We start from the raw sequence: 22,443 nt of genomic DNA, 5'->3' as shown, positions 1-22,443 counted from the left end.
GGCGTCAGGCCTCGAACCGTGCCGTGATGGCCTCGCCGTGCGCGGGCAGCACCTCGGCCTCGGCGAGCGTCACGATCGCGTCGCGGACGACCGCCAGCGCCGCGCGGTCGTACTCGATGACCTGCTGGGGCCGCAGGAACGTCGCGGCCGACAGGCCGGCCGAGTACCGGGCTTGTCCGCCGGTCGGCAGGACATGGTTGCTGCCGGCGAGGTAGTCCCCGAGGCTGACGGGCGTGTCGGCGCCCACGAAGACCGCGCCGGCGTGAACGAAGTCCTCGGGGCGAGGGTCGGCGAGATGCAGCTCCAGGTGCTCCGGCGCATACGCGTTGCTGAACGCCGTGGCGGCGGCCAGGTCGTCGACGAGGACGATGGCCGACTGCGCGCCGCGCAGCGCCGCCGTCACGCGGTCGGCGTGCCGCGTGCGGGCCGCGCGCACGGCGACCTCCTCGGCGACCGCGCCCGCGAGGGCCTCGGAGGCTGTCACGAGCACGGCAGAGGCCTGCTCGTCGTGCTCCGCCTGGCTGATGAGGTCGGCGGCGACGAGACGAGGATCGGCTGTCTCGTCGGCCACCACGAGGATCTCGGTGGCGCCCGCTTCGGCATCCGTTCCGACCAGGCCCGCCACCGCGCGCTTCGCGGCGGCGACGAAGTTGTTGCCGGGGCCCGTGACGACATCCACCGGGTCGAGGTCGAGAGCGGGAACCCCGTGCGCCAGTGCGCCGACGGCACCGGCACCGCCCATGGCGTACACCTCGGTCACGCCGAGGAGCCGGGCCGCCCCGAGGATGACCGGGTGCACCCGGCCGCCGAATTCGCGCTGCGGCGGCGATGCCAGGGCGATCTCAGCCACTCCCGCGACCTGCGCGGGAACGACGTTCATCACCACGCTGGACGGGTACACCGCCTTGCCGCCCGGCACGTACAGGCCGACCCGTCGCACCGGCTGCCAGCGCTGGGTGACCCGTGCGCCGTCGCCGAGCTCGGTGACCGACGAAGCGGGCACCTGCGCGGCCGACGCCTGACGCACGCGGTCGATGGCCTGCTCCAGCGCCGCCCGCACGGCGGGCTCGAGTGCGTCCAGCGCCTCGTCGAGGTGCTGCGTGGGAACCCGGATGTCGTGTCCGGCCACGCCGTCGAACCGCTCGGCCTGCTCGCGCAGCGCCGCCTCACCGCGCTCGGCGACGTCCGACACGATGCGTGCCGCCGTCGTCAGCGCCTCTTCGCGCGCGGCCGCGGCACGCGGAACCGACGCCAGGAGCTCCGCCGGGCTGAGGGCACGGCCGCGGAGGTCGATCGTTCGAAGCATCCTTCTACCGTACCGCGCGGCCGCCCGTCATCCGCTGGGAGGTCGGTCGCTCAAGCCGCCCCGTGGCGCTCAGCCCCGCGTGACGCCCGAGACGTCGTGGAGGTATCCGATCCGGCCGTCCTCGTGCCGGACCACGAAGACGTCGCCGCGGTCCTCGATGACGAGGGCCCACGCGGTCGGGCCGATGCGGAACACGGGGATGCCGATCTCGTCGACGACGTCACGCTCCTCCGGCACCAGAGCCCAGAACGCCTGGTGACGCGGCGGTACGGCCGCCGCCGGCTCGTGCGCCGCCTCCGGCGCCTGCTCGGCGTTCGGCTCGACCTTCGTCGTGGCGGTGTCCACGGGCTCGTAGGACTCGCGGGTGTGGGTCGGCTCCCACACGGCGGTCGGGGCCTCGTCGGCCGTCGCGTCGACGGGCTGTTCGGTCTGCTGGTCGCCGCGGCGGGGCTCGGTCGCCTCATGCGTGTCGAGGTGCGCACTCTCGCCGGCGGCGGCGGCGGGTCCGGTGGGTTGCGGCGCGGGGGCCTGCGGCGCGGAGGGCCCCTCCGGCGCCGCGGATCCGGCGCCGTGCGCCGGCGCCGCGCTCGGGCGGCTGGGCGCCGGGCGTGGCGACACGGGGCGCACGGGCCGTGCGTTGCGGTGCGCGGGGACCTCGGGGCGGCCGCGGAAGTCCTGGTCGAACGGCGGGATGATCGGCGCGAAGACGGTGAGCGCGACGCCGATGAGCATCAGGATGAACTCGACCCAGACGACCCATGTCGCCGCGAACACCCGCTGGTCGGCGAGCGTGATGAACGAGGTCCAGATGGTGGTGAGCCAGATCACGGCGGCGACCGAGAAGGCGACGGAGGCGAACTGGTCGATGCCCAGCGATCCGACGCGACGGATGCCCTGCGGCGACAGGCGTCGCAGCACGAGAAGGAACACCGCCACGGTGGGAACGCCGATCGTGAGGACCCAGTCGATCCCGCTGCTCCACACCGACGGTCCGAGGCCGATGGGACCGACCACCGGGAAGAACGACACCACGAAGGCGATCAGCCACACGCCGGCCAGCGCGACCTCGCGGATGGTGAAGGGCCCGACGCCGTACTGCGGCGGCGCGTCGTTGGCCACGCCCTGGTCCTTGATGATCTCTTCCCGTTCCCGACTCACGATTCTTCCCTTCAGCGGGCGCCTGGAGCCCGCGTCGTCCTGATACTACTCACGCCGTGTGAGACGTCGATGAGATGCCGGGGGCGCACCCGGGCACCGCCCGCGGCGGCGCCCGCATCCCTCGCGGCGGATCACCTCAGCCGAGGCACTGCGGCCCGAGAAGACCCTTCAGCTCGCCGTACAGATCCGGGGTGATCCGCACGGTGTGGGGCACTTCGAACACCTTCGCGACGTTGCCGCTGTGCAGCTTCACCGTCACCTCGGTGTCGCCGCGGTGCCGCTGGAGCATCTGCAGCAGCTCCCCCACGACCGCCTCGTTCGCGCGCCGCTCGGGCATCACGAGCACGAGGCTTCCCGAGTCGTCCATCGTGCCCAGGTCGGGACTGAACGCCGACTGGGCGTGGAGGTTGAGTCCGTCGTCTCGCCGCGAGACCCTGCCGCGCACGACGAGGATGGAGTCGGCCTGCAGCATCGGCGAGAACTCGGTGTACGTCTTGCCCATGAACATGACGGTCACCTCGCCGTCGAAGTCCTCGACGGTGATCATGCCGTAGGGGTTGCCGCTCTGCTTCGCCACGCGGTGCTGGACGCTCGTGACCAGGCCCGCGATGGTGACCTGGTCGCCGTCGTTGACATCCTCGGACGCCAGCAGGTCGTGGATGCTAGTGGACGCGTGCTTCGCCAGCGGGATCTCCAGACCCGCAAGGGGGTGGTCCGAGACGTACAGGCCGAGCATCTCGCGCTCGAACGCGAGCTTGTCCTTCTTGGTCCACTCCGGTCGCTCGGGCACCTTGGCCGCCTGCTGCGGCTCGTCCTCGCCCCACAGCGAGTCGAAGTCGAAGCCGACCTCGCCGTTCGCCTCGCGCCGCTTGTCGAGCACGGCGGCCTCGGTGGCATCCTCGTGGATCTCCATCAGGGCGCGGCGCGTCGAGCCCAGTGAGTCGAACGCGCCGGCCTTGATGAGCGATTCCACCGTGCGCTTGTTGGCGACGTGAACCGGCACCTTGGCCAGGAAGTCGTGGAACGACGTGAAAGGCGCTGCGGACCGCGCCTCGACGATGGCGTCGACGACGTTCGCGCCGACGTTGCGCACCGCGCCCAGTCCGAAGCGGATGTCTTCGCCGACGGCGGCGAAGTACCGGATCGACTCGCCGACGTCCGGGGGCAGCACCCTGATGCCCATGCGCCGGCACTCGTTGAGATAGACCGCGAGCTTGTCCTTGGCGTCGCCGACGCTGGTCAGGAGCGCGGCCATGTACTCCGCGGGATAGTGCGCCTTCAGATACGCCGTCCAGTACGACACCAGGCCATACGCCGCGGAGTGGGCTTTGTTGAACGCGTAGTCCGAGAAGGGCACCAGGATGTCCCACAGCGTCTTGATGGCCGCTTCGCTGAAGCCGTTCGCCTTCATGCCGCCTTCGAAGCCCTCGTACTGCTTGTCGAGCTCGGACTTCTTCTTCTTGCCCATGGCACGGCGCATGATGTCTGCTTGGCCGAGCGTGAAGCCTGCCACCTTCTGGGCGATGGCCATCACCTGCTCCTGGTAGATGATGAGGCCGTACGTGGTGTCGAGGATGTCCGCGAGCGGTTCTTCCAGCTCCGGATGGATCGGCGTGATGTCCTGCTGCCCGTTCTTGCGCAGCGCGTAGTTGATGTGCGAGTTGGCGCCCATCGGTCCCGGCCGGTACAGCGCGATGACGGCGGAGATGTCCTCGAAGTTGTCGGGCTTCATCAGCCGCAGCAGCGAGCGCATCGGTCCGCCGTCGAGCTGGAACACGCCCAGCGTGTCACCGCGGGACAGCAGCTCGTACGACGCCTTGTCGTCGAGCGGGAGATCCTCCAGCACGAGCGGGTGCCCCCGGTTCGCGGCGATGTTGTCGAGGGCGTCGTTGATGATGGTGAGGTTGCGCAGCCCCAGGAAGTCCATCTTGATCAGGCCCAGGGACTCGCACGCGGGATAGTCGAACTGGGTGACGATCTGACCGTCCTGCTCCCGCTTCATGATCGGGATGATGTCGATCAGCGGCTCGCTGGACATGATGACGCCCGCCGCGTGGACGCCCCACTGGCGCTTGAGGTTCTCCAGGCCCTGGGCGGTGTCGAAGACCGTCTTGGCCTCGGGGTCGGTCTCGATCAGCGTGCGGAACTCCGCCGCTTCCTTGTACCGCGGATGCTGAGGGTCGAACATGCCCGACAGCGGCATGTCCTTGCCCATCACCGCGGGCGGCATCGCCTTCGTGAGGCGCTCGCCCATGCTGAACGGGAAGCCGAGCACGCGGCCCGCGTCCTTCAGCGCCTGCTTGGCCTTGATCGTGCCGTACGTCACGATCTGCGCGACGCGCTCGTCGCCGTACTTCTCGGTGACGTACTGGATCACCTCGCCACGACGGCGGTCGTCGAAGTCGACGTCGAAGTCGGGCATCGACACGCGGTCCGGGTTGAGGAACCGCTCGAAGATGAGCCCGTGCTGCAGCGGGTCGAGGTCGGTGATCCGCATGGCGTAAGCCGCCATCGACCCCGCACCCGAGCCTCGTCCGGGGCCGACGCGGATGCCGTTGCGCTTGGCCCAGTTGATGAAGTCGGCGACGACGAGGAAGTAGCCCGGGAACCCCATCTGCGTGATGACGCCGGTCTCGTACTCGGCCTGCTTGCGCACGGCGTCGGGGATGCCGCCGGGATACCGCTCGTGGAGGCCCTTCTCGACCTCCTTGATGAACCACGACTCCTCGGTCTCGCCCTCGGGCACCGGGAACCGCGGCATGTAGTTGGCGCTGGTGTTGAACTCGACGTCGCAGCGCTCGGCGATGAGCAGCGTCGTGTCGCACGCCTCGGGATGGTCGCGGAAGACCTGGCGCATCTCGGCCGGCGACTTGACGTAGTAGCCGTCGCCGTCGAACTTGAACCGCTTCGGGTCGTCCAGCGTCGACCCGGACTGCACGCACAGCAGCGCGGCGTGGCTGGTCGCATCGTGCTGGTGCGTGTAGTGCAGGTCGTTCGTGGCGACGAGCGGGATGTCGAGGTCCTTCGCGATGCGCAGCAGATCGGTCATCACGCGTCGCTCGATCGCGAGCCCGTGGTCCATGATCTCGGCGAAGTAGTTCCCCTTGCCGAAGATGTCCTGGAACTCGGCCGCCGCAGCCCGCGCCGCGTCGTACTGCCCCAGCCGCAGTCGGGTCTGCACCTCGCCCGACGGGCACCCGGTGGTCGCGATGAGTCCCTTGCTGTACTTCTGGAGCAGCTCGCGGTCCATACGCGGCTTGAAGTAGTAGCCCTCGATGCTCGACAGCGACGACAGCCGGAACAGGTTGTGCATGCCCTCGGTCGTCTCGCTGAGCAGCGTCATGTGGGTGTACGCGCCCGATCCGGACACGTCGTCGTCGCTCTGCTCCGGGGTGCCCCACCGCACACGGGCCTTGTCGGCCCGGTGCGTGCCCGGGGTCACGTAGGCCTCGATGCCGATGATCGGCTTGATGCCGGCATCCTTCGCGGTCTTGTAGAACTCGAACGCCGCGAACGTGTTGCCGTGGTCGGTGACCGCGATCGCGGGCATGCCCTGGCGCACCGCCTCCTGCACCATCGGGCCGATGCGGGCGGCCCCGTCGAGCATCGAGTACTCGCTGTGCACGTGCAGGTGAACGAAGGAGTCGGATGCCACGGATCGAGTCTACGAACGGCGCCGACATCGACGACCGCGCCGTCGGGGGTGTCCCGGTTCCGCCCGTCGAGGTCGTTTCACCTTCGACCAGAGGGTGAAGGTCAGAAGTCCTCGTCGAGCGCGTACTGCTGCTGCCACGAGTGCGGCCTGTCGATCCGCAGTGCGTAGAGGTAGCGGATCAGCTGGCCTTGATGCTGGGTCTCGTGCTCGAGCAGCGCCAGCGCGTAGGTGAACGATGCCTCATCCGCCGCGTCGAGGCCCGCGATCCACTCGTCCACGGCGCCCGCGGTCGCCACGAGCGCGGCGCGCAGCGCGCCGGCATCGGCGGCATCACGCGGCACCGGACTGGTGAAGCCCTGCCACGCGCCCGCACGCGCCGCGCGAGGGTAGCTCTCCCGCGCCCCGAGTACGCACCACAGCTGGTGCCCCATCGTGTCGGAGGGGAGGTCCGCCAGTCGCGAGCCCAGCTGCTCGGCGCTGAGGGTGTCGACGAGATCCAGGTAGAGCGTGTTCGCGCGGGAGAGCCGGCGCCGCAGGAGGTCGTTCACGCTCTCACGTTAGGGGTTGTCGCGCAGGTCGAGCCGCATCACGACGCGCGGGAACCCGGCGAGCACGGACGTCGTGTCGGCGGCTTTCGTGAACCCGGCCCGCTCGAACAGGCGACGGGTGCCGACATAGGCCATCGTGAGGTCGACCTTCTCGCCCTTGTTGTCGACGGGGTAGCCCTCGACCACCGGCGCACCGCGCTCGCGCGCGTACGCGACCGCGCCGTCCAGCAGGGCGTGCATGATCCCCTGCTTGCGGTGTCCGGGCCGGACGCGGAAGCACCACAGCGACCACACCTCGAGGTCGTCCACGTGCGGGATGCGGCGGTTGCGCGCGAACGACGTGTCGGAGCGCGGGTGCAGGGCCGCCCATCCCACCGGCTCGTCGCCGTCGTACGCCAGGACGCCCGGCGGGGGATCCTGCGCGCACAGCTCGCGCACGCGCTCGGCACGCGCGGGCCCACGCAGGGCGAGATTCTCCTTGGAGCCGAGGCGGTAGCTCAGGCAGAAGCACACGTTCGACCCGGGGTTCTTCGGGCCGATCACCGCGGCGACGTCCTGGAACACCGTTGCCGGACGCACGCTGATCGACATGGTTCCACTGTGCCCGCCGCATCCGACATCGTCCACGGCGCGGCGGCCGTGAGCGACAGTCCCGCGCCGGGTTCGTAGGCTGAGGGCATGCCGACTCCCGACTTCGTCCTGGATTTGCGCCGCATGATCGGCACGCACCCGCTGGCGCTCGCGGGGGTCACCGCGGTGGTGTTCCGCGGCGACACCGTGCTGCTCGGACGCCGCAGCGACAACGGCGCGCTCACACCGATCACCGGCATCGTCGACCCCGGAGAGGAGCCCGCCGACGCGGCGGTGCGCGAGGCCCTCGAGGAAGCAGGGGTGGTGTGCCGCGTCGAGCGCCTGGCGTGGGTGCACCAGATCCCTCGCATCGTCTACGGCAACGGCGACCAGGCCGACTATCTGGATCTGACGTTCCGGTGCGCCTGGGTCTCGGGCGAGCCGTACCCCGCGGACGGCGAGATGACCGAGGTCGGCTGGTACGGGCTCGATGAGCTGCCCGAGCTGGACCGCGACATGCTGCGCCGCATCGCGCACGCGGTGGCCGAGGACGACCCGGCGCACTTCGAAGGCGGCCGCGCGCCGCGGTGAGCGGTCGCCGTCGGACCCGGGCCCACGCGAGCGCGGCTCAGTCGCCGCGCAGGATCTCCAACGCGTGGGCGAGGTCGGCGGGATAGTGCGAGGTGAAGGTGACCCACTCCCCCGTGGCCGGGTGGGTGAAGGACAGCTCCTGCGCATGCAGCCACTGACGAGCGAGTCCCAGCCGCGCCGACAGGGTCGGGTCCGCACCGTACAGCGGGTCGCCCACGCAGGGGTGCCGGTGCGCGGCCATGTGCACGCGGATCTGGTGCGTCCTTCCGGTCTCCAGGTGGATCTCTAGCAGGGCCGCTCCGCGGAACGCCTCGATGGTCTCGTAGTGGGTCACCGAGTCCTTGCCCGCGGGGGTGACGGCGAACTTCCACGAATGCGTGGGATGCCGTCCGATCGGCGCGTCGATCGTGCCGGAGAGCGGGTCGGGGTGCCCCTGGACGACGGCGTGGTAGACCTTGTCCACCTCGCGCGCCTTGAACGCGTGCTTGAGCGCCGTGTACGCCGACTCCGTCTTGGCCACCACCATCAGGCCGCTCGTGCCGACGTCGAGGCGGTGCACGACGCCCTGACGTTCCGCCGCGCCGGTGGTGGCGATCCGGAAGCCGGCGGCGGCCAGCGCGCCCAGCACCGTCGGCCCCTCCCATCCCAGGGAGGGGTGCGCGGCGACACCCGCCGGCTTGTCGACCACGACGATGTCGTCGTCGTCATGCACGATGCCCAGCTCCGGCACGGCGACGGGAACGACGCGCGGCTCCTCCTTCGGTGTCCACGACACCTCCAGCCACGCGCCACTGGCGAGCTTGTCGCTCTTGGCCAGCACGCGCCCGTCCATCGCGACGCCTCCCGCCTCGACGACGTCGGCCGCGAACGTGCGCGAGAAGCCGAGCATCTTGGCCAGCGCGGCGTCGACGCGTGTGCCGTCGAGCCCATCCGGCACGGGAAGGCTGCGGGACTCCACGTCAGTCCTTCTGGGAGCCGGATGCCTCGGCGCCGGTCGCGGCGTCGCCGGGGGTCGCGCGGTGGGCTCCCTCCGCCGGCTCGTCTTCGGCGCGGCGGCGCTCACGGGTGCCGTCGAGACGGATGCCGAGGAGCACGAGCAGCGCGACGGCGATCATCATCGAGACGATGAAGATGTCGGCGACGTTGTAGATGGCCGGCGACATGCCCGGGAGGAACCACATCCAGGGCGTCAGGATGAAGTCCACGACGTGCCCGACGCCGAACCCGGGGTCACGCAGCAGCCGATCGGCGAGGTTGCCGAGCACGCCGCCGAGCAGCAGCCCGAGGGCGACCGACCACAGTCGGGAGGTCACGCGGGTGGCAGCGAGCCAGACGATGGCGACCGCCACGGCGGCCAGGGCGATCGTGAAGACCCACGTCACCTCCTCGCCGAGAGAGAAGGCGGCACCCGGGTTGCGGGTGAGATAGAAGCTGAGGAAGTCGCCGAGAACCCGCACGGGCTCCTGGAAGGGCAGATTCTCGAGAGCGAAATGCTTGGTCAACTGGTCGGCGGCCAGCACCACCACCGCGAGGATCGCGATGGTGATGCCGGCCGCCGCCTGACGACCCTTGGAGGGGCTCAGGGACCGGGGTCGGCCTGTCAAAGGGCCGGCCTAGAGGCCCACGGCCGAGACCGACTGGGCGCCGGAGGTCGTCGCCGTGGTCTCGAGGTCGCGCAGCTTGCCCTCGATGTAGCTGCGCAGCTGCGCGCGGTAGTCGCGCTCGAAGTTGCGCAGCTCGCTGATGCGGCCCTCGAGGTTCGTGCGCTCGCGCTCGAGCTTGGCGAGCTCCTCGCGGCCGCGCGTCTCGGCCTCCGAGACGATGGATGCGGCCTGCGCCTTGGCGTCGGCGATCAGCTGGTCGCGCTGGGCGATGCCCTCGGCGACGTGCTCGTCGTGCAGGCGCTGCGCCAGCTCGATGATGCCGGCGCTGGCGGCGGGCGCCGTCGTGGCGGCGGGAGCCTCGGCGACGGGAGCCGGGGCGGGAGCGGGCTCCGCGGCCTGCGCAGGAGCGGGCGTCGCGCCGGACTCGTACGCGGCCAGCTTGGCCTTCAGCTCCTCGTTCTCGGCGAGTGCCTTGCGCCACTCGACGACGATCTCGTCGAGGAAGTCGTCGACCTCGTCGGGGTCGAAACCCTCCTTGAAGCGGACGTGCTGGAACTGCTTCGTGACGACGTCATCGGGGGTCAATGCCATGGTGATTCCTCTTTCGAGCGCTCAGGTCGCTGGCCGATGTCGGTGGACCGGCTGGGGGTCGGTCGTACCAGGAAAGCATAGCCGCGCCTCATCGGACTGTCGAAGGACGGTGACGCGCGAAGACGGCCGTCAGTTCGCGATGGCGCGCGTCACGCTGAGCAGGATGAAGCACAGCAGCATCGTCAGGGCGAAGCCGAAATCGATCGCGATCGTTCCCACCCGCAGCGGCGGGATGAGACGGCGGAACAGCCGGATGGGCGGGTCGGTGACGGTGTACACGATCTCAGCCGCGACCAGCCCCGCCCCACGGGGGCGCCACTCCCGGTTGAAGAACGGGATCCACTCCAGGATCAGTCGTGCCAGCAGCACGAAGACGTAGAGCAGCAGCGCGAGGTTGAGAATCGATGCGATGAGTTGGACGACAGCCACGAAGCCAGACTACGGCTGCGTGAACGGAACCGAATCCGCGTCGGCCTGTGCCACCGCGCCGTCACCGGACACGGCGACGTTCTCGGGCGAGAGCAGGAACACCTTGCTGGTGACCCGCTCGATGCGCCCGTAGAGGCCGAGCGAGAGGCCGCTGGCGAAGTCGATGAGGCGGCGTGCGTCCGCGTCGCTCATCTGCGAGAGGTTGATGATGACGGGGATGCCTTCGCGGAAGTTCTCGGCGATCACCTGAGCGTCGCGGTACTGCTTGGGGTGCACCGTCAGGATCTCGTTGACCGTGGGCGGCGCCGGCTGACGCACGACGGCGGGACGGTGGATCGGCGTCACGGGCGCCGCCTTCTCGACCACGGCCTCAGGCTTGCGGGCGCGCTGCTGCGGCGCGGGCTCCTCGTAGACCTCTTCCTCGTCGGCGAGGCCCAGGTACACCATGGTCTTCTTGAGCGGGTTCGACATCGCATCCTCCGTAGTGCTCATCTGTTCTGAGGTTAACCGCGTTCCGGCCGCGGGCCCGTGATTGCCGAGCCGATCCGCAGGTGTGTCGCGCCCGCGGCGATGGCCTCGGCGAAATCGGCGGTCATGCCGGCCGAGATCCAGTCGGCGTCGGGCACGACGGCGCGCACGGTGTCGGCGTAGCGGCGAAGCCGCTCGAAGGCCGGCGCCGGCGGTTCGTCGAGGGGCGCCACCGCCATGACGCCGCGCACCCGCAGGGACGGCAGCTGCGCCGCGTGCGTCGCCAGCGCCTCGAGCTCAGCAGGGGCGACGCCGCCGCGGCCGGGATCGTCGGTGAGGTTCACCTGCAGCAGCACGTCGAGCACGGGATCGCCGTCGTCTGCCGCGTGATGCAGCGCGTCGGCGAGCCGGGCGCGGTCCACCGAATGGACGACGGATGCCGCAGCCCGGATCGCCCGCGCCTTGTTGGTCTGAGCCTGCCCGATGAAGTGCCATCGCAGCCCCTCGAGCGCCCCGACCTCGACGACCTTGCGGCTGAACTCCTGCTGGCGGTTCTCCCCCACGTCACGGACGCCGAGCCGGTACAGGTCGGCGACGAGTGACGCCGGGTGGAACTTCGTCACCACGATGCGCGTGAGCTCAGAGGCATCCCGGCCCACCGCACGCGCGGCATCCGCGATCTGGGCGTCGACGGCGGCGAGGCGCTCGGCGAGGTCCGTCATCGGCTGGCCCGTCGGGGGCTTACTTCAGGAAGTCGGGGATGTCGAGGTCGTCGTCGCCGAACGCGGAGTCGTACGAGCTGTCGGACACGGCCGCCACCGAGACGGGGACGGCCGGCTCGACCTCGCGGTCCTTCGCGGCATCGTCGGCCGACGTCGTGGGCAGCGCCGGCGCCGTGACGACGCGCGCGGCCGTCATCGGCTCGATGCGCGCCTGCGGCTCGCCGCCGTCGAAGCCGGCGGCGATGACGGTGACCCGCACCTCGTCGCCGAGCGTGTCGTCGATCACGGTGCCGAAGATGATGTTCGCCTCCGGGTGAGCCGCTTCCTTGACCAGCTGCGCGGCGTCGTTGATCTCGAAGATGCCGAGGTTCGACCCGCCCTGGATGGACAGCAGCACACCGTGCGCGCCCTCGATCGAGGCCTCGAGCAGGGGCGACTCGACCGCGAGTTCGGCCGCCTTGATGGCACGGTCGGCACCGCGGGCGGATCCGATGCCCATGAGCGCCGAGCCGGCGCCCTGCATGACCGACTTGACGTCGGCGAAGTCGAGGTTGATCAGACCCGGAGTCGTGATGAGGTCGGTGATGCCCTGCACACCGGCGAGGAGCACCTGGTCGGCGGTCGCGAACGCCTCGATCATGGAGATCCCGCGGTCGCTGATCTCGAGCAGGCGGTCGTTCGGCACGACGATGAGGGTGTCGACCTCTTCCTTGAGGCGCGCGACGCCGGATTCGGCCTGCTGCTGGCGACGGCGTCCCTCGAACGAGAAGGGCTTGGTCACGACGCCGATCGTGAGTGCGCCGATCGACTTCGCGATCTTCGCGACGACGGGCGCACCGCCGGTGCCGGTCCCGCCGCCTTCGCCGGCGGTGACGAAGACCATGTCGGCGCCGCGCAGGGCCTCTTCGATCTCTTCGGCATGGTCCTCGGCGGCTCGCCGGCCGACCTCGGGATCCGCGCCGGCGCCGAGGCCGCGCGTGAGCTCGCGTCCGACGTCGAGCTTGACGTCGGCGTCGCTCATCAGCAGCGCCTGGGCATCGGTGTTGATGGCGATGAACTCGACGCCCCGCAGGCCGAGCTCGATCATCCGGTTGACGGCGTTGACGCCGCCTCCGCCGACCCCGACCACCTTGATGACGGCGAGGTAGTTCTGGTTCTGGCTCATGCCGGCCTCCGTAGCCCTGGACCTTCGTAACCTTCAACCTCTAGTAGAGGTATAAAGAATTGCCCGGTATGCAATTCCTCGACTCGAAAGTAAGGCGATGCCGTCGCCAAGCCCGGACCCGCGCGGCGTGTCGCGCCATCCCGTGTCGGAAGTCGCGAGGTCAGCGGATGACGATCGCCTGCGGCGACGAGACGTCGTAGCTGGAGACGTCGGCCGGGGGCCGTGAGGCCATCGCGCGCTGCAGCACGAAGGCCTTGTAGGCGGAGTCCTCGGCGCTGCCCCACACGACCTGCGTCTGCGTGCCGCCGAGCGTGAGCGTCACGTCGTCGGGTGTGGTTGCGGCCACGGCCGTGACCTGCGCGCGGATCTCCTCGGGAAGCGATCGCATCACCTGTCCGGCCGCCGTGAAGGCGTCCGAATCCACGCCGCCGCGGATCGACAGCACGGGGACACCCGCCGGTGGCGTGGCGGAGGTCGACAGCGCGACGCCCGCGGCATCCACGACGGTGTGGCCCGCGCGCGTCTCGATCGCGCCGATCGGCGTGCGCTCGACGATGCGCACCACCAGGTCGTGCGGCGGGCGCGCCTCGAGGGTGTACGACTCCACCAGTGGGAAGGCGACGAGCTCGGCCTTGATCGCGCTCTCGTCGATGAGCGGCAAGGGCGTGCCGATCTGATCCGACAGCGCGGCGGTCACCTCGTCGGGGTCCAGCTGCTGCACTCCGGCGACGGTGATGCGCTGCACCGCGAACAGCGGACTGTACGCGGCGCCGACCGTGCCGAGCGCCACGGCGAGCAGGGATGCCGCCACGCCGAGCCAGATCGCCCGGCGACGCCGCTGGCGGGCCGTGAACCGGCGGACCTCCGCGCGCAGCGCCCTGCGCCGGGCGCGGGCCGCCTTCCAGACCTGACGGAAGCCGACTCCGGGCGGCGCGTCCTCGGCGGCCACGTGGGGCTCCCCCGTTCCGCGCGGGTCGAGCGGCGCGGTGATGGGGATGACGGGCGCCGTGTCGTCGTGCTGCGGCGCGACGCGGGAGTCGGCCGCCGTGGCATCCGCCATGCCCGCCTCGGAGCGACGCGCGGAACGGCCGTGACCGGCGGACGGGGCCGGCTGCTCGGCGGCGCGCGCGGGCGGCTGCGGCAACGGCGACGGCCGGCGCACGCGGGGCTACTTCCCCGGATCCGCCGCGCTGCGCTCGAGAGCCTCGAGCACCTGCGGGATGATCAGGTTGACGTTGCCGCAGCCCAGCGTGATGACGTAGTCGCCGCTGCGGGCGATCGACGCGGTGTAATCGGCCGCAGCCTGCCAGTCCGCCACGAAGTGGACGCGCGAGGGGTCGTCGAAGGCGCCGCTGACGAGCTCGCCGGTGACACCGGGAACGGGATCCTCGCGGGCGCCGTACACGTCGAGCACGACGGTGTGGTCGGCCAGTCCCTCGAGCACCTCGGCGAACTCCCGGTACATCTGCTGCGTACGGGAGTAGGTGTGGGGCTGGTGCAGCGCGATGATGCGCCCGCCGCCGATCACCGTGCGCGCCGCCGACAGTGCCGCCGCGACCTCCGTCGGGTGGTGGGCGTAGTCGTCGTAGACGCTCACGCCGCGCTCGACGCCGTGCAGCTCGAAGCGGCGGACGGTGCCCGAGAACCCCTCGACCGCGCGCACGGCCGCCTCGAGCCCGTGCCCGAGGGTCAGCAGCACCGCCACCGCGCCCGCGGCGTTGATCGCGTTGTGCGCACCAGGGATGGGCAGGCGCGCCTCGACGGTCATGCCGTCGTGGGTGATGGAGAACGAGACCGGACCGTCGGTGCGGATGCCCGTCACGCGGACCACGGCGTCCTCGGCCTCGCCGAACGTGACGATCCGCGAATGCGTCAGCTGCTCGGAAACGAGCCGCGCACCGGGATCGTCCGACGAGATCACGACCGCCTCGCGGGCCTCGTCGGCGAAGCGCGCGAAGGCCGCGTAGAACGCCTCGCGCGTGCCCCAGTGGTCGAGATGGTCGGGGTCGACGTTCGTGATGAGGGCGATCGAGGTGTCGTAGAGCAGGAACGTGCCGTCGGACTCGTCGGCCTCGATGACGAACAGGTCGTCCGCGCCGCTGCCGCTCGAGACGCCGAGCTGGGCGATGACGCCGCCGTTGACGAAGGTCGGGTCCACGCCGAGGTCGCGCAGGGCCGTGACGATCATGCCGGTCGACGTCGTCTTGCCGTGTGCGCCGGCGACCGAGACGAGCCGGCGCCCGCCGATCAGCCAGTACAGCGCCTGCGAACGGTGGATGACGTGGAGCCCGCGCTCCTTGGCGAGCACGAACTCGGGGTTCTCGGGCCAGATGGCGCCGGTGTGCACGACGGTGTCGACGTCGTCTGCGAGGTTGGCGGCGTCGTGACCGACGTAGACGGCGGCCCCCAGCGCCTCCAGCTCCCGCAGTCCCTTGCTGTCGGCGCGGTCCGAGCCCGACACGCGGATGCCGCGCTCGAGGAACATCCGCGCGAGCCCCGACATGCCGGAGCCGCCGATGCCGATGAAGTGGGCGGCCTCGATGTGCTCGGGGATTGGAAGGCTGAGGTCGGGTCTGATCATGACCCGTCAATCCTAAGTTGGGCGACGGATGCCCCGGCCCCGGCGCGCTGGGCGACCCCGACCCGGTCCCGCTCCGACGTCGTGTTGACACGTTGGTACAACCCGCGCCACAGTGACGGGATGGAATGGATCATCGCCATCGATCCGTCGTCGCACATCCCGCCGTTCGAGCAGCTGCGCGCGCAGGTGATCGACGCGGTGGGCTCCGGCGCGCTGCCGCCCGGGCATCGGCTGCCGACCGTCCGCAAGCTCGCGGAGGACCTCGGCGTCGCTCCGGGCACGGTGGCGCGCGCGTACCGCGAACTCGAGGCATCCGGGGTCATCGAGACCCGCGGCCGCAACGGCACGTTCGTCTCGTTCGACGCCGACCCCGCCAGGCAGCAGCTGGAGCGCGCCGCGGCAGCGTTCGCCGATCAGGTGCGGCACCTGAGGTTCGACGCGGATGAGGCGCTCGCACTCGTCACGGCGGCGCTTCGGGCGGTGAGGACGCGCTGAATCGGCTCGGGCGCCCGCTCAGAGGAGATCGACGCATCAGAGGGCCGCAACCCCGCCTTCTGCTCCTCGCCTGCGCAGATTCCCTCTGAAACGACGTCGGACGGGCCCCGCGTCAGCGCGCCAGGGCGTCGTCGATCATGGCGACCACGTTCTCGGTGCCCGACCGGGTGCCGACGGATGCCGCCGACGCGGTCATCGCGGTCCGCCGGGCGTCGTCGGCCAGGAGGGGGATCACCTCGGAGCGCACGCGCTCGCCGGTGAACTCGGCATCCGGGATCAGCAGGGCCGCCCCGGCGCGCACGGCGGAGGCGGCATTCAATGCCTGCTCGCCGTTGCCGACGGCATAGGGCACGTACACGGCCGGGATGCCGAGCGCGCTGATCTCGCTCACGGTGGCCGCCCCCGCCCTCGAGACGATGAGGTCGGCGAGGGCGAAGGCGAGGTCCATCCGATCGACGTAGCGGTGCACGGCGTATCCCCGTGCCCCGGGATCCGACAGCTCCGAGCGCTCACCGGTGACGTGCAGCAGCTGCCAGCCGGCCGCCACGACGTCGCGCCAGGCCTCACCGTGACCTTCGCCGAAGGCCTCGTTGAGCCGCTGCGCGCCGAGCGAACCGCCGAAGACGAGCAGCACCGGACGGTCAGGCTCCAGGCCGAAGTGCGCGGCGGCCTCTTCTCGCCGCGCGGAGCGATCGAGGCTCACGATCTCGCGGCGCAGCGGCATCCCGACCACGCGCGAGCGCTTGAGGGGCGTGCCCGGGAAGGTCACGCCCACGCCGGCCGCGCGGCGGGCGCCCAGGACGTTCGCCAGGCCCGGCCGGGCGTTGGCCTCGTGGACGACGAACGGCACGCCGGCCCGTCCGGCGGCGACGTACGCCGGCGCCGACGCGTACCCGCCGAATCCGACGACGACGTCCACGCCGCGGGCGCTGATGTGCTGACGCACCTGGGCGATCGCGCGACGGAAGCGCATCGGGAAGGCCGCCGCGGCGCGGTTCGGCCGGCGCGGGAAGGGCACCTTGTCGACGAAGAGCAGCTCGTAGCCCCGCTCGGGCACGAGGCGCGCTTCGAGGCCCTCCCTCGTGCCCAGCACGAGGACCTCCGCCTCGGGATCGCGCGCGCGCAGCGCGTCGGCGACGGCCAGGAGCGGGTTGACGTGCCCGGCGGTCCCGCCGCCGGCGAGGAGATACGTCGTCACCCACCCGAGCCTAACGGCGCAGCGATCGCGTCGATCCTGATCCCCGCCGGTTCGGCCGCGCTCCGCCGTGCGCGCCGGCCGTCAGCGCGCCGGCGCGAGGGGCCGGGCGGGAAGCGATCGGGCGAACGACAGCAGCACGCCGCACGCGAGCAGGACCGACAGCAGCGATGTGCCGCCCTGGGACATGAACGGCAGAGGTACGCCGAGCACCGGGAACACGCGCAGGACGACGCCGATGTTGATGAGAGCCTGCCCGACGACCCACACGGTGATCCCACCGGCGGCGATGCGCACGAAGGAATCGTCGGTCTTCCGGATCACGTGGAAGGCGCCGACGGCGAAGAGCGCGAACAGCGCGAGCACGACGGCGCAGCCGATGAGACCGAGCTCCTCCCCCACGATCGCGAAGATGTAGTCGTTCGCCGCGGCGGGAAGCCAGTCGTACTTCTCCCGGGAGTTCCCCAGGCCCAGGCCGAAGATGCCGCCGCCTGCCAGGGCCCAGATGCCGTGCAGCGGCTGGTAGCAGTCGTTGTAGTAGTCGTCCAGGCAGTTGGGGTTGAGAAAGCTCATGAACCGCCGCATGCGGTCCGGGCTCGCGATGGCGAGGTATGCCACGGCGACGGCCGCCGCGATCGCGGGAAGGATGAAGATCCGCAGCCGGACGCCGGAGAAGAAGAGGCCGCCGAGCACGATCAGCACGAGGATCATCGCGGTGCCGAGATCCTCGCCGGCGAGCACCGTGGCGATCGCCAGGCCCGCGACCGGCACGAGAGGGATGAAGACGTGCTGCCACTTGCGCAGCAGCGTCTGCTTGCGGAAGAGCACATAGGCCACCCACAGCGCCAGGGCGAGCTTGAGGAATTCCGACGGCTGCGCCTGGAATCCCGCGACCGTGATCCAGTTGCGGTTTCCGTCGGCGGAGTGTCCGAGCGGCGTGAACACCAGCATCTGGAGCCCGACGGCGAGGATGAGGGCGGGCCACGACATCTTCTTCCAGAAGCTCACCGGCAGCCGGCTGGCGATGAACATGATCGGGATGCCGATCACGGCGAAGACGACCTGCTTGAGGACGATCTCCCATGGCGCCTCGCCGCGGGCCGTCGCCGTCGCCGATGTCGCCGACAGCACCATGATCAGGCCGAAGACGGTCAGCAGCAGGGCCATCGAGGCGATGAGCAGGAACTCGCTGGGGACCGGGGCGAAGACCCGGCCGAGCGAGACGCGGGCGGCGAGGCCGCGCCTGGCGGTGGAGTCGGGCTCAGCCGGCGCCGGGCGGGTCCGCGGGTGCGTCGTGCTCACCGTCGTCCCCCGTTCCGATCCATTCCGTGACGGCCGCCGCGAATCGGGTTCCGCGGTCGGCGTAGGAGGCGAACTGGTCGAAGGACGCCGCGGCGGGGGCGAGCAGCACCACGTCCCCGTCACGCGCGACTCCGGCCGCCAGCTCGACGACCCGCGTCATGACTCCCTCAGTCTCATCGGCGTCGACCTCGAAGACAGGCACCGCGGGGGCGTGTCGTGCAAACGCCGCGACGACGTCCGCGCGATCGACGCCGATGACGATCGCCGCCTTCACGCGAGGGCCGCGGTCGGCGACGAGCTGCGAGATGTCCACGCCCTTCAGAAGCCCGCCGACCACCCACACCGCACCGGGATAGGCAGCCAGTGAAGAGGCCGCGGCGTGCGGATTGGTGGCCTTGGAGTCGTCGACCCAGGTGACGCCGGCGTGCCGCGCGACGACCTGGATGCGGTGGGGGTCCAGCCGGAAGCCGCGCAGCGCCTGACGGATCGCCGACGGCGGCACATCGAGGGACCGCGCCAGTGCCGCGGCGGCGAGGATGTTCGCCGCGACGTGCGGTGCCCCGAGGCCGAGGTCGGTCAGCTCCGAGACCGTGGTCAGCTCCAGCGCGCTGGTGCGGCGGTCCTCCAGGAAAGCGCGGTCGACGAGGATCCCGTCGACGACGCCGAGGTCGCTGGGCCCGGGCACGCCGAGATCGAAGCCGATGGCGCGGGCGCCCTCGACGACGTCGGCGTCCTCGACCATGCGCATCGTCGCGGCGTCGGCCTTGTTGTAGACGCACGCGACGCGCGTGTTGTCGTACACGTGCGCCTTCGCGTCGCGGTACGCCTCGAACGAGCCGTGCCACTCGAGGTGGTCGTCGGCGAGGTTCAGGCAGACGGCGGCGTGCGGCGAGACGGGGTCCGGACCCTCCTGCAGGCCCAGGTACCACAGCTGGTGGCTGGACAACTCGACGACCAGCGCATCGAAACCCGACGGATCCCGGACGGCATCGAGGACCGGGGTGCCGATGTTCCCCACGGGCGCGGCCCGCAGACCGCCGGTGACGAGCATCGTCGCGGTGAGCCGGGTGGTCGTCGTCTTGCCGTTCGTCCCGGTGATGAGGACCCAGTCGGCCGGCGTCCCGTCCGGGCGCAGCACCTTGTCGCGCACCCGCCAGGCGAGCTCCACGTCGCCCCACAGGGCGATGCCCGAGTCGCGTGCCCACGCCACGACGGGATGCCGCGGCGGGAACCCGGGAGAGGCCACAACGACCTCGGGCGCGAAGTCGGCGAGCTCCTGCGGCACCGCATCGAGCGGGCCGGTCCACAGACGCGCGCCGATCACCGGCAGCAGGCGCTCGTACTCCTCTTCGGCCTTCTCGGTGACCACGAGCACCTCGGCACCGAGCTCGGCGAGCGTGTCGGCGACCGAGAAGCCGGTGACCGAGAGCCCGAGCACCGCGACGCGCAGGCCCTTCCAGTCGGCGTGCCAGCTGGTCAGCTGCGACAGACGGTCCGAGACGGTCATGTGCGCGACAGCCATTCCACGTAGAAGAACCCGATCCCGGAGACGGCGAGCAGCCCCGCGATGATCCACATCCGCACGACGATCGTGATCTCCGGCCATCCCCGCATCTCGAGGTGGTGGTGCAGCGGGCTCATGAGGAACAGGCGCTTGCCGCGGGTGAGCTTGAAGTACAGCCGCTGCAGGATCACCGAGCCGGAGGCGATGACGTAGACGCCGGCGACGAGGATCAGCAGCAGCTCGGTGCGGGTGAGGATCGCCATGGCCGCGATCACCCCGCCGATCGCCATGGATCCGACGTCGCCCATGAACACCTTCGCCTTGGGCGCGTTCCACCACAGGAACCCGATGAGAGCGCCGACGAAGGACGCCGACACGATGGCGAGGTCGAAGGGGTCCCGCGTCGGATAGCACGCGGCCTGCGCGGCCGGCGACAGAGCCTCGCCGCCCCAGCAGGCCTGGTTGAACTGCCAGAACGCGATCAGGCTGTACGCGCCGGTGACGAAGATGCCGGCGCCCGCGGCGAGACCGTCGAGGCCGTCACTGAGGTTGACGGAGTTCGAGGTCGCGACGCCGATGATCGAGACCCACAGGAGGTACAGGATCCAGCCGACCACCGCGCCCAGCGCCATGAACGACAGCGCCGGGACGTCGCGGAACACCGAGATGAAGGGCGATGCCGGCGTCTGGTCGTACAGGTTCGGGAAGTTCAGGGCGACCACGCCGAACGGGATGAGCACGATCATCTGCCCGACGATCTTGCGCCAACCGCTGAGGCCCAGGCTGCGCTGGCTGCGCACCTTCATGTAATCGTCGATGAATCCGACGACGCCGAAGCCGATCATCATCCACAGCACGAGGAGGCCGGAGATGGTCGGCGGGTTGTTGCCGGTGAACGCTCCGACGAGGTAGCCGACGACAGTGCCGGCGATGAAGATCGTGCCACCCATCGTGGGCGTGCCCCGCTTGGCGTGGTGGCTCGGGTTGTGGATGTTCTCCGGAGTCCGGATCACCTGGCCCCAGCCCCATGCGCGGAAGAGCCGGAGGAAGACGGGCGTCAGGAACAGCGTGAACGCCAGCGAGATCGCCGCCGAAGTCAGGAGTGATCTCACGAGAACGATTCTCCCAGACGATCGCCGAGGAACCTGAGCCCGGCCGAGTTGGAGGACTTCACCAGGACCCTGTCGCCGTCGCGCAGCTCGCCCTGCAGGTAGTCGAACGCCTCGTCGGCCGTCTCGAAGAACACCGCCTCGTTGTCCCACGAGCCCTGGGCCACCGCCTCGAGGTACATGCGACGCGCGTCGGCGCCGACGACGACGATGCGCTGGATGCCCAGGCGCACCGCCAGCAGCCCGACCCGGTCGTGCTCCTCCTCGGCGTACTCGCCGAGCTCGCTCATCGCGCCGAGGACCGCGACGGTGCGCTCCCCCGGGCCGGCGATCTGCGCGAGCGTGCGCAGCGCCGCCGCCATGGAGTCCGGGCTGGCGTTGTACGCGTCGTTGATGATGCGCACCCGGTCCGAGCCCAGGGGCTGCATGCGCCACCGCTCGGCGATCTCGACGCTCTCGACCCGCTCGACCGCCTCTGGCAGCGAGACCCCGAGCGCGGTGGCCGTCGCGATGGCCGCGAGGGCGTTCATCACATGGTGCTCGCCGAGCACGCGCAGCCGCACGGGAAGGGACTGTCCATCGGCGGTCACGGTGAACGTCGTGCCGGATGCCGTCACGGCGACGTCGTCGGCGCGGACGTCGGCGGCGGCCGGTCCCCGACCGAACCACCGCACCGCGGCATCCCGTTCGGCCGCGATCGGAGCCATGGCCGACACGCGCGCGTCGTCGGCGTTGAGCACGGCCAGCCCGCCGGGGCGGATCGCGCGGACGAGCTCGGACTTGGCATGGAAGGTCGCCTCGATGCCGCCGAAGCCGCCGGCGTGCGCCATGCCGACCATGAGCACGACTCCGACGTCGGGGTGCACCAGGCCCGCCAGGCGCGCGATCTCGCCCGGCGCGCTGGCGCCGAACTCGCTCACGAGGAAGCGGGTGTCGTCGGTGACGCGCAGCATCGTCAGCGGCGCACCCACCTCGTTGTTGAACGAGGCCTTCGGCGAGACCGTCTCGCCCTCGCCTTCCAGGATGCGGGCGAGCAGGTTCTTCGTCGTCGTCTTGCCGTTGGAGCCCGTGATGCCGACGATCCGCAGGGCTCCGGCTTCCCGCACCCGCGCCACGACGACGCGCGCGAGGTCGGACAGCGCCGCGACGGCATCCGGCACGACGATCTGCGTGACCGTGGACCCGTCCTCGGGCTCGACGACGTGCTCGACGACCGCGACGGCTGCACCGGCCGCGATCGCCGCGCCGACGAAGCGGTGGCCGTCGGTCTCGGCTCCGGGCTTGGCGACGAAGACGCCGCCGGGCGCGATCAGGCGCGAGTCGGTGTCGACGGCGCCGCTCACGACGGTGTCGAGGGTGTCCCCGGCGGCGAGGTGGACTTCGCCCGAGACGGCGTGGGCGAGCTGGGCGATGGTGAGCGCGATCATGGTTCTCCGGCCGTGTCGGGCGG

The 22,443-nt window shown here is 70.7% G+C and carries 21 protein-coding genes; 2 read left to right on the top strand and 19 right to left on the bottom strand.

Annotated elements, in window-relative coordinates; translation table 11 throughout:
* Positions 1 to 4: 4 nt before the first annotated feature.
* The 5 genes from hisD to AC5RVZ_RS13990 all read right to left on the bottom strand — a co-directional run bounded on the left by hisD (position 5) and on the right by AC5RVZ_RS13990 (position 7,258).
* Positions 5 to 1,306: a histidinol dehydrogenase gene (hisD, locus tag AC5RVZ_RS14010; RefSeq protein WP_494066379.1), complete on the bottom strand. Its 1,302-nt coding sequence runs from the start codon at positions 1,304 to 1,306 to the stop codon at positions 5 to 7.
* Positions 1,307 to 1,375: 69 nt separating this feature from the next.
* Positions 1,376 to 2,464, bottom strand: a complete 1,089-nt coding sequence (locus AC5RVZ_RS14005; RefSeq protein ID WP_494066378.1) for a hypothetical protein — start codon at positions 2,462 to 2,464, stop codon at positions 1,376 to 1,378.
* A 136-nt stretch (positions 2,465 to 2,600) separates the two neighbouring features.
* A complete protein-coding gene (gene dnaE / locus AC5RVZ_RS14000; protein WP_494066988.1) occupies positions 2,601 to 6,071 on the bottom strand; it encodes a DNA polymerase III subunit alpha in 3,471 nt (1,156 codons plus the stop codon).
* Between the two features lie 149 nt (positions 6,072 to 6,220).
* Positions 6,221 to 6,667, bottom strand: a complete 447-nt coding sequence (locus AC5RVZ_RS13995) for a hypothetical protein (protein WP_494066377.1) — start codon at positions 6,665 to 6,667, stop codon at positions 6,221 to 6,223.
* A 9-nt stretch (positions 6,668 to 6,676) separates the two neighbouring features.
* Positions 6,677 to 7,258 carry a GNAT family N-acetyltransferase gene (locus tag AC5RVZ_RS13990; protein WP_494066376.1) on the bottom strand — a complete coding sequence of 194 codons (582 nt, stop codon included), beginning with the start codon at positions 7,256 to 7,258 and terminating at the stop codon, positions 6,677 to 6,679.
* 87 nt (positions 7,259 to 7,345) lie between these two features.
* Here AC5RVZ_RS13990 and AC5RVZ_RS13985 point away from each other — a divergent pair, with 87 nt between their 5' ends.
* Positions 7,346 to 7,828 (top strand): NUDIX hydrolase, encoded by a 483-nt coding sequence (locus tag AC5RVZ_RS13985; RefSeq protein WP_494066375.1) that lies wholly within the window; start codon positions 7,346 to 7,348, stop codon positions 7,826 to 7,828.
* Between the two features lie 37 nt (positions 7,829 to 7,865).
* On the opposite strand, the gene AC5RVZ_RS13980 is transcribed toward AC5RVZ_RS13985, so the two are convergent.
* From AC5RVZ_RS13980 to murC, 9 genes are all read right to left on the bottom strand, one after another.
* Positions 7,866 to 8,786, bottom strand: a complete 921-nt coding sequence (locus tag AC5RVZ_RS13980) for an RluA family pseudouridine synthase (protein ID WP_494066374.1) — start codon at positions 8,784 to 8,786, stop codon at positions 7,866 to 7,868.
* Position 8,787: 1 nt separating this feature from the next.
* Positions 8,788 to 9,432 carry a signal peptidase II gene (lspA, locus tag AC5RVZ_RS13975; RefSeq protein WP_494066373.1) on the bottom strand — a complete coding sequence of 215 codons (645 nt, stop codon included), beginning with the start codon at positions 9,430 to 9,432 and terminating at the stop codon, positions 8,788 to 8,790.
* Between the two features lie 9 nt (positions 9,433 to 9,441).
* Positions 9,442 to 10,023, bottom strand: coding sequence for a DivIVA domain-containing protein (locus AC5RVZ_RS13970; protein ID WP_494066372.1), 582 nt, complete (start codon positions 10,021 to 10,023; stop codon positions 9,442 to 9,444).
* 129 nt (positions 10,024 to 10,152) lie between these two features.
* The gene (locus AC5RVZ_RS13965; protein WP_494066371.1) at positions 10,153 to 10,452 is read right to left on the bottom strand and encodes a YggT family protein; all 300 of its coding nucleotides are present in this window, start codon (positions 10,450 to 10,452) and stop codon (positions 10,153 to 10,155) included.
* Positions 10,453 to 10,461: 9 nt separating this feature from the next.
* Positions 10,462 to 10,923: a cell division protein SepF gene (locus AC5RVZ_RS13960; protein ID WP_494066987.1), complete on the bottom strand. Its 462-nt coding sequence runs from the start codon at positions 10,921 to 10,923 to the stop codon at positions 10,462 to 10,464.
* A 32-nt stretch (positions 10,924 to 10,955) separates the two neighbouring features.
* Entirely contained in the window at positions 10,956 to 11,642 is a 687-nt protein-coding gene (locus tag AC5RVZ_RS13955) for a YggS family pyridoxal phosphate-dependent enzyme (protein WP_494066370.1), read from the bottom strand.
* A gap of 19 nt (positions 11,643 to 11,661) precedes the next feature.
* Positions 11,662 to 12,807, bottom strand: coding sequence for a cell division protein FtsZ (ftsZ, locus tag AC5RVZ_RS13950; protein ID WP_494066369.1), 1,146 nt, complete (start codon positions 12,805 to 12,807; stop codon positions 11,662 to 11,664).
* A 160-nt stretch (positions 12,808 to 12,967) separates the two neighbouring features.
* On the bottom strand, positions 12,968 to 13,969 hold the full coding sequence (locus AC5RVZ_RS13945) for an FtsQ-type POTRA domain-containing protein (RefSeq protein ID WP_494066368.1): 1,002 nt from the start codon (positions 13,967 to 13,969) through the stop codon (positions 12,968 to 12,970).
* A gap of 6 nt (positions 13,970 to 13,975) precedes the next feature.
* On the bottom strand, positions 13,976 to 15,388 hold the full coding sequence (gene murC / locus AC5RVZ_RS13940) for a UDP-N-acetylmuramate--L-alanine ligase (protein ID WP_494066367.1): 1,413 nt from the start codon (positions 15,386 to 15,388) through the stop codon (positions 13,976 to 13,978).
* Between the two features lie 129 nt (positions 15,389 to 15,517).
* Between murC and AC5RVZ_RS13935 the strand changes: the two genes are divergently transcribed.
* Complete coding sequence (locus AC5RVZ_RS13935) at positions 15,518 to 15,883, top strand: GntR family transcriptional regulator (protein WP_494066986.1); 366 nt, start codon at positions 15,518 to 15,520, stop codon at positions 15,881 to 15,883.
* Between the two features lie 112 nt (positions 15,884 to 15,995).
* Here AC5RVZ_RS13935 and AC5RVZ_RS13930 read toward each other — a convergent pair whose 3' ends face one another.
* The 5 genes from AC5RVZ_RS13930 to AC5RVZ_RS13910 form a co-directional block, all read right to left on the bottom strand.
* A complete protein-coding gene (locus AC5RVZ_RS13930) occupies positions 15,996 to 17,081 on the bottom strand; it encodes a UDP-N-acetylglucosamine--N-acetylmuramyl-(pentapeptide) pyrophosphoryl-undecaprenol N-acetylglucosamine transferase (RefSeq protein ID WP_494066366.1) in 1,086 nt (361 codons plus the stop codon).
* Between the two features lie 81 nt (positions 17,082 to 17,162).
* The gene (gene ftsW / locus AC5RVZ_RS13925; RefSeq protein WP_494066365.1) at positions 17,163 to 18,380 is read right to left on the bottom strand and encodes a putative lipid II flippase FtsW; all 1,218 of its coding nucleotides are present in this window, start codon (positions 18,378 to 18,380) and stop codon (positions 17,163 to 17,165) included.
* Complete coding sequence (gene murD / locus AC5RVZ_RS13920; protein ID WP_494066364.1) at positions 18,340 to 19,902, bottom strand: UDP-N-acetylmuramoyl-L-alanine--D-glutamate ligase; 1,563 nt, start codon at positions 19,900 to 19,902, stop codon at positions 18,340 to 18,342. Before murD ends, ftsW begins: the two co-directional genes overlap by 41 nt.
* On the bottom strand, positions 19,884 to 20,996 hold the full coding sequence (gene mraY / locus AC5RVZ_RS13915) for a phospho-N-acetylmuramoyl-pentapeptide-transferase (protein ID WP_494066363.1): 1,113 nt from the start codon (positions 20,994 to 20,996) through the stop codon (positions 19,884 to 19,886). The genes murD and mraY overlap by 19 nt, the downstream gene beginning before the upstream one ends.
* Complete coding sequence (locus tag AC5RVZ_RS13910) at positions 20,993 to 22,420, bottom strand: UDP-N-acetylmuramoyl-tripeptide--D-alanyl-D-alanine ligase (protein WP_494066362.1); 1,428 nt, start codon at positions 22,418 to 22,420, stop codon at positions 20,993 to 20,995. Before AC5RVZ_RS13910 ends, mraY begins: the two co-directional genes overlap by 4 nt.
* Positions 22,421 to 22,443: the final 23 nt, after the last annotated feature.

Source organism: Arthrobacter sp. Cza30, assembly GCF_059090765.1.
The sequence above is the reverse complement of the archived record's forward strand: the minus strand, read 5'-3'. Positions and strand labels throughout refer to the sequence as shown.